Raw genomic sequence first — 11225 nt, forward strand, 5'->3', positions numbered from 1 at the left:
TCTGGGACCCGTACCCGCAGTTCGACAAGACCTCCGCGTGGGCCAAGCTGCTCGACACCTGCGGCACCAAGGCCGGGGTGAAGATCAAGCGGACCGCGTTCGACACCAGCGACCTGGCGAACAAGGCGCTCCTGGCGGCCCAGCAGGACAACTCCGCCGACGTCCTCATCGTCGACAACCCCGTGGTGTCGACCCTCGCCGAGGCAGGCGTCCTCACCACGACCGCGGACAACAAGCTGGACACCTCGAAGGTGAACCCCAACCTCCTGGCCGCAGGACAGGCGGGCGGCAAGACGTACGGCATGCCGATCGGCGCCAACACCCTTGCCCTGTACTACAACAAGGCGGTGCTCAAGCAGGCCGGAGTGGACATCGCCTCGGTCAAGGACTGGAAGTCGCTGACGGCGGCGCTCGCGAAGGTCAAGAAGGCGGGCAAGAAGGGCATCGCGTTCTCCGCGATCGGCACGGAGGAGGGCACCTTCCAGTTCCTGCCCTGGTACTGGGGATCGGGCGCCCAACTCACCACGCTCGACTCCGACAAGGCGGTCTCCGCGCTGACCCTCTGGAAGGACTGGCTGAAGAACGGCTACGCCCCCAACTCGGTCCTCAACAACACCCAGACGACCAGCTGGCAGGAGTTCGCGACCGGCGACTACGCGTTCAGCGAGAACGGCACCTGGCAGCTCGCCAACGCCAAGAAGGCCGGCTTCGAGTACGGGGTCGTCCCCGTTCCCGCAGCTGACGGCGGCAACGCGGCGGCCCCGACCGGCGGCGAGTTCGTCACAATCCCAGTCCAGGGCAAGACCGCCCGCTACACCACCTCACAGAAGATCGTCACCTGCCTGACCAGCACCGACAACCTCCTCAACACCGACACCACGCTGTCGTACGTGGCACCCACGACCGAGGTCCAGGACAAACAGGTCGCCGCGAACGCCGAGTTGAAGCCCTGGGTCGACGCGGTCAAGACGGCCAAGGGGCGTACCAGCGACGACCTGGGCACCAAGTACCCGAAGATCTCGGAGCAGTTGTGGAAGGCGGTGCAGTCCGCGCTGAGCGGATCCAAGTCGCCGAAGGACGCGCTGTCCGCCGCCCAGTCGGCCGTCAAGTAATCAGAGACCAGGGCCAGTTGATGAGTCACATGACCCAAGTGCCACAACGGCGGCCCGTGCGCCACCACAGCGGTGCGGCCCCCACCGCACCGCCCCGGGCACGGCGTCGCCCCACCTCCCAGCAGTGGGCCGCCTGGGGCTTCCTCACCCCGGTGACCCTCTACCTCGTCCTCTTCTACGCCTATCCCCTCTACCGCAACATCGACCTGAGCCTGCGCGACTACACGGTCCGGTCCTTCGTCCAGGGCGACGCACCCTTCACGGGCTTCGCCAACTACCGCACGGTCCTGGACGATCCGACCTTCGCCCCGGCCCTGCTGCACACCGTGGTCTTCACCACCGTGTGCCTGGTCTTCCAGTACGCCATCGGTCTGGCCCTCGCGGTCTTCTTCAACCAGCGCTTCCGGCTCTCCGCGACCCTGCGCGCACTCTTCCTCGTCCCGTGGCTGCTGCCGCTGATCGTGTCGGCGTCCACCTGGTCGTGGATGCTCAACAGCGACTCCGGAGTCGTCAACGCCGTCCTGCACGCTGTGGGCATCGGACCGGTCAACTGGCTGACGGCGCCGGGCTGGTCGCTCGCCTCGGTGATCATCGCGAACATCTGGATCGGCGTCCCGTTCAACCTGGTGGTCCTCCACAGCGGCCTCCAGTCCATCCCCGCGAGCCTCTACGAGGCCGCCGCCCTCGACGGCGCGAACGCCTGGCAGCGGTTCTGGCGGATCACCTTCCCGCTGCTGCGCCCGGTGTCCGCGATCACCCTCCTCCTCGGCCTCGTCTACACGCTCAAGGTCTTCGACATCATCTGGATCATGACCAAGGGCGGCCCGGCCGACTCCTCCACCACCTTCGCCACCTGGTCCTACCAGCTCGGCTTCGGCAACCTCCTGCCGGCCTTCGGCCCCGGAGCGGCCGTAGGAAACCTGCTGGTGGTCGCCGCCCTGGTGTTCGGCCTGGTCTACGTCCGGGTCCAGCGGAAGCAGGCACTGTCATGAGCGGCACGGTCATGAACCGACGCACCAACCGCACGTGGTGGCAGACGGCCATCGGCGTTCTGTTCACCGCGGTGATGCTCTTCCCGGTCTACTGGATGCTCAACGTGTCCTTCACCCGCGACCAGGACATGCGCAAGAGCCCGCCGGACCTGATCCCGTTGCACGGCACCCTGGAGGGCTACCGAGCCGTCCTGGACCAGCAGTTGCCCTATCTCGGCACCAGCCTCGTCATCGGTCTGGGCACGGTCGTCGTCACCGTGGCACTGGCGGCGCCCGCGGGCTACGCACTCGCCAAGCTCCGCCCACGCGGCGGCGGTGTCCTCAGCTTCCTCTTCCTGGTCGCCCAGATGATCCCCGGCATCATCATGGCGATGGGGTTCTACGCCATCTACCTCAGCCTCGGCCTGCTCCAGTCGGTCCCCGGCCTGATCGTCGCGGACTCGACGCTGGCCGTGCCGTTCGCCGTGCTGATCTTCACCGCGTTCATGTCCGGCATCCCCGGCGAACTGCTCCAGGCCGCGAAGACGGACGGCGCCGGGCCCGTGCGCACCTTCTGGTCGATCGTGCTGCCGATGAGCCGCAACTCCATCGTCACGGTGTCGCTGTTCGCGTTCCTGTGGTCCTGGTCCGACTTCGTCTTCGCCAGCACCCTCGCCAACGGCGGCGCGCACGAACCGATCACCCTCGGCATCTACCACTACATCGGCAACAACAACCAGGAGTGGAACGCCATCATGGCGACCGCCGTCGTGGCCTCGCTGCCCGCCGCGGTGATCCTCGTCCTCGCCCAGCGCTACGTCGCCGCGGGCGTGACGGCCGGCGCCGTCAAGGACTGACGTCCCGTCATTTCTCCGCCGTAGAACCCCTGTTGAGAAACGAGTCACGCCTCCATGACCGTCGCCTGCTCCGGCCCGGCCTTCTCCGTCCACGACATTCCGTTCAGCACGTACGGATCCTGGTTCGGTATCTCTCCCGTGCTCGCGGAGAAGACCCGCGCCGAGGACCTCCATCTCGTCTCGCACCAGAACGGTATGCACGCCGTCCTGAGCCTCGTCCCCCTCGACCCGGTGACGGGGGAGAGGGCCAGGGTTCGCGTGCGGGCGACACCGGCTCTGCTCGGCTGGACCGGTGACGGCGGGCGCGTCGACCTCGCCTACGAGTCGCCGGACACCGTGCGGCTGCGCGGTACCGGTCTCGGGCTGCAAGTCAGTGCGGCGGCGGGGGAGTTGACTCCGTTCAGCGGCACGTACTTCTTCCACGACCCGGTGGCCGACGCGCACGTCTTCACCTCCTACGAGACCGGTCGCCGCTACCGGATCACCGTCCTGTCCGGCAGCGTGACCGACATCGCCGGTGCTCAGCTACTGGGCCGTGCCGGTCGCGGCGTCACGATCGGCGCGGGCGCCGACGGTGTCTGGGAGGCGGCCGTGGAAGAACTCGACACGGCGCGCCCCCCGTACGCCTCCCCGGCGACGTTCGACGAGGTGGTCACCGCCGTCCGGCGCTCCTTCGAGGCCTTCGTCGACACGGTGGCACCCTGGCGCTCGCCGGACACCCCGGCCGCCGAACTCGCCGCGTACGTGGTGTGGTCCGCGACCGTGCGCCCGGCCGGGCTGGTCACCCGGCCCGCCGTCCTGATGTCCAAGCACTGGATGGACAAGGTCTGGAGCTGGGACCACTGCTTCAACGCCCTTGCCCTGGCGCCCGGTTCGCCCGAGCTGGCCCTGGACCAGTTCTCGCTGCCCTTCGACCACCAGGACGAGACCGGCGCGCTGCCCGACTCGGTGACCCACTCGGAGATCCTCTACAACTTCGTCAAGCCCCCCATCCACGGCTGGGCGCTGCGCCACCTGCGCCGACGACTGCAACAGCCGCTCGGCGAGACCGAGTTGACCGAGGTCTACGACCGACTCGCCCGCTGGACGGAGTTCTGGCTCACCATGCGGCGCGCACCCGGGGCCGCCCTCCCGCACTACCAGCACGGCAACGACAGCGGCTGGGACAACGCCACCACCTTCGACCCCGAGCGGGTGATCGTCAGCGCCGACCTCGCCGCCTTCCTCATCCTCCAACTGCGTGAACTCGCCGTACTGGCAGCCGAGTTGCGGCTGCCGGACGACACACGCAAGTGGACCCGGACAGCCGACGCGACGCAGGCCGCGCTGTTCGACGAGTTGTGGACCGGCGACCGGTTCGTCGCCCGCTCGGCACACAGCGGGGCCACCTGGACCAGCTCCAGCCTGCTCGACCTGATGCCCGTCGTGCTCGGCGAGCACCTGCCCGAGCGCATCGGTGAAGCGCTGGCCGAACGCATCGAGGCACACCTCACCGCGCACGGCCTCGCCACCGAACTACCCACCTCACCGCACTACTTGGCCGACGGCTACTGGCGCGGGCCGATCTGGGCCCCGTCCACCGTCCTGATCGAGGACGGCCTGCGCCGCGCAGGACATGACCGTCTCGCGGACGAGATCAGCACCCGCTTCCGCGCCCTGTGCGAGACCTCCGGTTTCGCGGAGAACTTCGACGCCCTGACCGGCGTAGGCCTGCGCGACCGCGCCTACACCTGGACCGCCAGCAGCTACCTGCTCCTCGCCGAGGCCCACGAGCTGAGGCGCGCCGAGGCCACGGAGGCCGTCGGCTGACAGACCCCCTGGGCGAGCCGCGCCCAGGAAGTTCCCCTTTCGGGAGACCCGCACATGCGCATACCTCGATTCCGTTCCCCAGCCGGACGCACCGGCGGACCAGCCGCTCCGAGAGGCCGCAGGACCGCCGTCGTCGCGGCGATCCTCGCCTCCTTCGCCGCCCTCACCCTCCCCGCGACCACGGCCCACGCCGCCGACACCTCCGTCACCGTCGACTTCTCCACCGCCGGAGGCGCCCCCACGTACCACGCCTCCGGGATGATCTACGGGATGACCCCGGACGGCTCGCTGCCGCAGGACCACTTCTTCACCGACATCAAGTGGCACTTCATGCGGGCAGGCGGCGCCCAGCTCAACAGCGGCGGTTACGCCACGAGCCTCGCCGACTACCAGACCCGCTGGGCCTCAACTCTCGCCCAGTACAAGCGAACCGCTGCCCTCGGCGGCACCTTCGTCCTGCTCCCGCACGACCTGTGGGGCGCCGACGGCACCACCAGTCAGGGCTGGCCGGGTGACAACGGCGACTGGACACAGTTCGACGCCTTCGCCACCCAACTCATCAGTGACGTCAAGGCCAACAACATGACGGTCGAGTGGGACCTGTGGAACGAGCCCGACGGCAGCGGCTTCTGGGGCGCCTCGCAGACGCAGTACCTGGCGATGTGGTCGCGTTTCTACGCCAAGGTGCGCGCCGCCTTCCCCGCCCAGCTGATCGTCGGCCCGAGCATCGCGGGCCAGCCGAACTCCTCCAACAGCTGGTGGACGACGTATCTGACCTACGTCAAGGCGAACAACGTCGCGCCCGACATCTACAGCTGGCACGACGAACCCGGTGACCCCGCCACCGACGTCGGCCGCGCCAACTCCACGCTCTCCGCAGCCGGGTTGACCAACACCCGCGCCTACCAGATCAACGAGTACGCCACCCTGTCCATGCAGTCCCCGGGCGGCGGCGCCTGGTTCATCGGCCGCCTGGAACGCGCCGGCGCCGACGGCCTGCGCGGCAACTGGGCCTCCGGCACCGCACTGCACGACAACGAGGCGAACCTGCTCACCAAGAACAGCGCGGGCCAATACCTGCCGCTGGGCGAGTGGTTCATGTACCGCTACTACGGCTCGCAGACCGGCAACATCGTCAAGCTCACCGCCGGCACGGGTACTGACGGGCTGGCCACCAAGGACAACTCGGCGGGCAACGCAAAGGTGTTGCTCGGCAGCAGCGGCAACACCGGTACCGTCACCGTCAATCTGACCGGGCTCAACACCACGTCCGTCGTGACGAACAGCCAGGTCCGCGCCGTCGTCCAGCGCATCCCGTACAACAGTGGGGCCGCGGTGACCGGCCCCGAGACGATCTCCGACACGACCCTCACGGTCAGCGGCAACTCCGCCTCGGTGAGCCTCCCTTGGACGAATGCCAAGGACGGCTACACCGTCACTCTGCTGCCCCCGTCCAACACCACCGTCTCCACGGTCGCCGTGAGCCAGAACAGCGGCCAGTGCCTGGACGACACGGGTGTCAGTACCGCCAACGGCACGCAGTACCAGCAGTACTACTGCGAGGGCGGGTACCAGCAGATGCTCGACCTCAAGCCGGTGAGCGGCACGACCAACACCTACACGGTGGTCGACGAGTTGAGCGGCAAGTGCCTGGACGTCTCGGGCGCGTCGACGGCCGACGGCGCCGCCGTCATCCAATACACCTGCAACGGCGCCACCAACCAGCGGTTCACCCTCAACCCCGTCACCGCGCTCGGCAACACCCACGACTACCAACTCGTCGCCGTCCACAGCGGCAAGTGCGTCGACGTCACCGGTGTCTCGACCGCCGCCGGCGCGCTGGTCCACCAGTGGACCTGCGACGCGGCGAGCGCGCTGAGCACCAAGAAGAACCAGATCTGGCGGCTCCTCGGCAAGAGCTGACCGCTCTCACGTATGACGATGTGGAGGGGCGGTTCACATGTCCCTTCACATCGTTCGACCGGGACAGGTCTGGATTCGCCTCGTGATCTGATGGCTATTCATTGAGCGTATATGTCATGTGCAGTACGCGGGCATGGCTACCACGACCACGTCCCGACGTGACGCCCCTGCCACCGTCCTCGCCGCGACCGTGGTCTTCGGGCTGCTGCTCGGCCGGGCGACGTACGACCTGAACGGGGCGACACCCCCGCTGGTGCGGGCGACCAACTCGGTGTCCACCTGGATCATCTGGACCGCCGTGGCCGGTGCGCTCATCCGCGCCCGGCAACTCGCCGTCCGGGGCGGGGCGTTGATGATGCTCGCCACCTGCGGCGGGGGTGTCGTCGTCGTGGCCGAGCCGCTTTCAGAGTTGCCTGAACGCCGCACCGGCCAGCATGCCGCTGAGGGCCCCCAGGGCCATGCCGAGTGGTTTGCAAGCAGCCTTGCTCGCTTTCATCGGTGCTTCCTGGAGCGGCGGATGAGCAGCAGTGCGACGAGCGTGCCTGTCGCGGTGAGCAGGGCGCGGTTTGCCCGTGCCGCTCGCAGACCCTGGCCGGCCTTTTCGCGTGCCGACTCCGGGGTCCTCTCCCAGGCGAGCCGACCGGCGTGAACTGCCTTGTCGCGGACCTGTTCCGTGGCCGCCGCGGCCTTGGCCCGTACCGGCTCCGGGGTCCTGTCCTGCATCACGTGGATCACTTCTGACGTCTTGTCCCGCAGGTGGGCCTCGGCCTGCGCCGTCGTCTCCTCGACCTGTTCCTTGACGGCGTGCGTCTTCTCCTGGGCGCGGGCCTTGACATCGGCCTTGGCCGCGAGCGCCTCGACGGTCTCGCCGAGTTCCTCGCGGGTCGCCTCGACGTGCTCGCGCAGTTCCTCCGTGGAGGGTGCGGCCTCATCGCCCGTGTACGGCTTGTCCTGGGTCATCGGTGTGCCTTCTCCTTGATCTCGGCCACGTCGGCCTTGACGCTGTCGATGGTCTGTTCCGGTGTCGGGGGATGCCTTGCCGATCTGCCGCCTGCCGAGAGCCGCCATCGGCGCGGTGACGGCGGCCAGGACTGCGGTGGCGATCAGCGCCGCCGCCCACACTCCGCCCGCGACAGGGGCATTTCGTCGCGGACCAGCCGCGACAACTGTTGCGAGGCGTGTTGGACCAGGTCGCCGACCGGTTCCTGTGCCCCGCTGTCGGTGCGTGGGGAACCCTCTGCGGTCATGGGTGCTCACCTGTCCTTCGTCGGTGTTCGATCCTGTGTCCGTGTACCCGGGCAACGGCGTCTCACCGCTGGTCGGAGCAGACACCGTGATTGGTTTTTCGGCGCGTTCATGGTCCCGGTCGTTTATCGGGCGATGGGGGACCATGACCGGCCTTCATGCCACGGCGGGGCAACAGGATCACCGGAGTGGAATGAAAGGAATTGACGGGGGCACTCGGTTCTCTGCCGCACCGATGGGTGCTGTTCTCCGAAGGAAAGAGAAACTCGTGTACATAGGCCTGGGTACTGTCGTCGTCATCATTGTCATCGTCGCTGTCGTCATGATGCTGCGTCGCCGCTGACCCGTGTCTCTTGTACCGCACGGTCAGCCATGACCACAGCCCGCCCCGGATCAGTTTTCGCGGATCCCGGGCGGGCATGGTCGCGTTCGGCGGCTACGGAGATCTCGTCCGGGTTGGTGAGGACGTCGAGGAGGACGGGCTCCCGGTGTCCGGCGGCACCCCCGCCGTCCATCGCCAGGGCGACATCGCGACGGCCTCACCGACCACTGAGAGTGCGGCACCCACGGCCACCGTGACGATTCCGGTTCTCAGCACGACCCCGAGTAACCCGCATACGCCGTGTCATGCGGAATCGACATGGCTGTGTTGATTCTTGTACTTCTTCTCACGCTGATTTTTAGTGGCGCCGGATTCGCGATCCATATTCTGTGGTGGGTGGCCGTTGCCGTCGTCGTCCCGATGGTGATCTCCGTCCGGCGCGTAGGAGAAATCTAAAAGTGTGTGAGACGGAAAACGGTGGGCACTCGACCTGCCGAGGGTCGCCCACCGAATTTCCGGACGGGCTTCCTCGGTATTTCACGCACGGCAAGGGGAGGTTTTTGTATGACGGACAACATGTGGGGCTACCAGGCCGAGTCGGGTCACCAGACGGGGTCGGACCTGACCGGATTCAAGGTCGAGGCGAGCGACGGCTCGATCGGCAAGGTCGACAAGCACTCCGAGGACGTCGGGGCCGCGTACATCGTCGTCGACACCGGAGTGTGGATCTTCGGCAAGCAGGTTCTGCTCCCTGCCGGTGTCGTCTCGACCATCGACGTCGCCGAGCGGACCGTCCACGTCGGCCGCACCAAGGAAGAGATCAAGAACTCCCCCGAGTTCGACAAGGACAAGCACATCGGTGACGCCGGCTACCACGAGCAGGTCGGCGGCTACTACGGAGACCGTCGAGCCTGACCGCCTCGCCGCAGCACACAGGGGCGGGCACCGGCTTTCTGCCGGTGCCCGCCCTTCGCCGTGCCCGGTCCGGGACCCAGGGTCCGGAGCGCCGGGGTCCGCATCTTCGTCGGCCGTCGGGGTACCCGCGCCTGACACCCACCCTGCGCGAGAAAGCGAGAACACCGTGAGCGAGCGCCGCCCGGAAGCCCCCGGAAACGGAGGGGGGCCGAAACCGACGCCGATCCCCAGGGACCCGCCCGATCAGCAGGCGGGCGCCGACGAACAGCGTGAGCCGGAGGGGCGCGATCGGGAGGTCCCCGACCCCAACATCCCGGACCCGAGCATTCCCGACCCGAACATCCCCGACACGGACGAGGCCGGCACCGGGCGGAAAGGCGCCACGCACTCCGGCAGCACACGTCCAGGGCACCCCGTGCCCGACGAGTCGACGGGTTGACCCCCGCGCCGGGAGAGCCGAGGCGGGGTCCGCTCGGCCGTGCGCCGTCGCCACCCGTGACCGGGTGCGTCTGATCATCCGCGTCCCGCCGCTTTCAAGTTCGGCCGTCTTCAAGTTCCGCCGTATTCAAGTTCGAGGAGAGTGAGCCCGATGGCCACCGTGTCTCTCACCGGAGCGCCCAAGGACGCAGCCGCCGTCTTCGGCCTCCTGCGGACGGCGTTCCCCACCGACCGTCCTGCCGACGACGTGCCCCAGGAGCAATCGGGCGACAACTCCGCCGTGTGGAGCGCGGAGTTCGAGCCGACGTCGGAGCGGATTCCGACTGATCCGATCTCCTTGGAGGGCTCGGTCTCCGCCACGCTCCAGGGCGATTACGTCACCGTGGACCAGCTGTTCGAAGCCCTGAGCACGGCGTTCGCGGTGGACCACTGGGGCGCGGCGTCGGGAGACCAGGAGAAGGAGGTCGACCTGCGGCTCACGACGAAGCGGTGACGGGACGGGGAGCCGTCCTCACGACACTCCGACTCATGAGACTCCGACCCACGAAGAGACAACCGGCCTGGTGCAGATCGGCTACGACGTACCTGACCTGCCCGACGACCCGCTCTCACCCGGCGGTCGTCGCGCAGAAGGCGGCCACGCTCCAACTCCTCTCCCCGGGACGCTTCCGCCTCGGTCTCGGCTCCAGGGAGAACCTCAACGAGCATGTGGTGGGCGGCGGTTCGCCCGCCGCGCACGTGCACTTGGAGCGGCTGGAGGAGATCGTCCGCGCGCTCCTCGCGGGGAGAACGTCAACCACCACGGCGCCCATGTCGACGTGGAGATCGCAAAGTTGTGGGATCTGCCCGACGCGCCCCCGCCGGTCGGTGTCGCCGTCTCCGGCGACCGTTCCTGCCAACTCGCGGACCGACTGGCCGACTTGCTGATCGCGTCGGAACCCCGACCGGAACTGATCTCCGTGTTCGAGGCCCACGGCGGCACGGGCAAACCCAAGGTCGGTCAACTGCCCATCTGCTACGACACCGACCGCGACGCGGCGATCGCCCGCGCCCACGACCAGTTCCGCAGGTTCGGCGGCGGTTGGCCGGTCAACTCCGAACTCCCTGGTCCCGCCGCGTTCGCGAGCGCCACCCAGTTCGTACGGCCCGAGGACGTCGCCGAGTCCATCCCCTGCGGAGACGACGCGGACGCGGTCGTCGAGGCCGTACGCCCTTACGTCGACGCGGGGTTCACCGAGATCGCGCTGGTCCAGATCGACGGCGACCACCAGTGTGGGGTGAGCCAACAGCAGCAGGGGTCTCCATTCACGTGAACCTGCCACTGACGGCGCGGATACTCCCAACCCGCCTGCCCATGCCGGGAGTTGCCGCGACGCGCCTAGCGTGGCGTGCCAGGAGTAGGCTTCGGGTGCGCCCAAGCCCCCGGTGTTGCCAGTGCCGTATGAGCCGGTCCGATGAGCCGAGGTGCGTGACGGTGGTTCCCTTCGAGGTCGCCGAACGGCGTGGACGCTGGATCCGCCCGGCGGTCGCGTTGCGGGGCGAGGCCGATCTGGAGTCCGTCCCTCAGATGCGTACGGCCATCGAGCGCTGTCTGCGTGGGCCCGGCCGGCGGATGGCCATCGACGTGTCCGCG

Annotated in this window: 9 protein-coding genes and 2 pseudogenes; 8 read left to right on the plus strand and 3 right to left on the minus strand. The window is 68.1% G+C overall.

Translation table 11 applies throughout. From position 1 onward, the window contains the following. The 5 genes from JHN63_RS38480 to JHN63_RS38500 all read left to right on the plus strand — a co-directional run. Positions 1-1112, plus strand: a 1112-nt coding sequence (locus JHN63_RS38480; protein WP_200689755.1) for an extracellular solute-binding protein, incomplete at its 5' end; no start/stop codon positions are given. Between the two features lie 20 nt (positions 1113-1132). Beyond that, entirely contained in the window at positions 1133-2104 is a 972-nt protein-coding gene (locus JHN63_RS38485; protein WP_200689756.1) for a carbohydrate ABC transporter permease, read from the plus strand. An 11-nt stretch (positions 2105-2115) separates the two neighbouring features. Beyond that, positions 2116-2940, plus strand: a complete 825-nt coding sequence (locus JHN63_RS38490; RefSeq protein ID WP_200689762.1) for a carbohydrate ABC transporter permease — start codon at positions 2116-2118, stop codon at positions 2938-2940. Between the two features lie 54 nt (positions 2941-2994). Next, positions 2995-4749, plus strand: coding sequence for an amylo-alpha-1,6-glucosidase (locus JHN63_RS38495; RefSeq protein ID WP_200689757.1), 1755 nt, complete (start codon positions 2995-2997; stop codon positions 4747-4749). Between the two features lie 54 nt (positions 4750-4803). Next, complete coding sequence (locus tag JHN63_RS38500; protein ID WP_234478334.1) at positions 4804-6672, plus strand: RICIN domain-containing protein; 1869 nt, start codon at positions 4804-4806, stop codon at positions 6670-6672. Between the two features lie 114 nt (positions 6673-6786). Here the strand turns inward: JHN63_RS38500 and JHN63_RS38505 are convergent, their stop codons facing one another. The 3 genes and pseudogenes from JHN63_RS38505 to JHN63_RS54850 all read right to left on the minus strand — a co-directional run. Further along, complete coding sequence (locus JHN63_RS38505) at positions 6787-7038, minus strand: hypothetical protein (protein ID WP_200689758.1); 252 nt, start codon at positions 7036-7038, stop codon at positions 6787-6789. Positions 7039-7164: 126 nt separating this feature from the next. Further along, on the minus strand, positions 7165-7632 hold the full coding sequence (locus JHN63_RS38510) for a DUF3618 domain-containing protein (RefSeq protein WP_200689759.1): 468 nt from the start codon (positions 7630-7632) through the stop codon (positions 7165-7167). Next, positions 7629-7794: pseudogene (locus tag JHN63_RS54850) on the minus strand (phage holin family protein); the annotation flags it as partial. The pseudogene JHN63_RS54850 and the gene JHN63_RS38510, both read right to left, overlap by 4 nt. Before the next feature lie 1009 nt (positions 7795-8803). On the opposite strand from JHN63_RS54850, the gene JHN63_RS38515 reads away from it, so the two are divergent. The 3 genes and pseudogenes from JHN63_RS38515 to JHN63_RS38525 all read left to right on the plus strand — a co-directional run. Continuing rightward, a complete protein-coding gene (locus JHN63_RS38515; protein ID WP_200689760.1) occupies positions 8804-9154 on the plus strand; it encodes a PRC-barrel domain containing protein in 351 nt (116 codons plus the stop codon). Between the two features lie 589 nt (positions 9155-9743). Continuing rightward, entirely contained in the window at positions 9744-10085 is a 342-nt protein-coding gene (locus JHN63_RS38520; protein WP_200689761.1) for a hypothetical protein, read from the plus strand. 86 nt (positions 10086-10171) lie between these two features. After that, positions 10172-10905, plus strand: a pseudogene (locus tag JHN63_RS38525) (TIGR03557 family F420-dependent LLM class oxidoreductase); the annotation flags it as partial. Positions 10906-11225 lie beyond the last annotated feature (320 nt).

The sequence above is a fragment of the Streptomyces sp. MBT65 genome (assembly GCF_016612545.1).
In the GTDB taxonomy this organism is placed as follows: domain Bacteria; phylum Actinomycetota; class Actinomycetes; order Streptomycetales; family Streptomycetaceae; genus Streptomyces.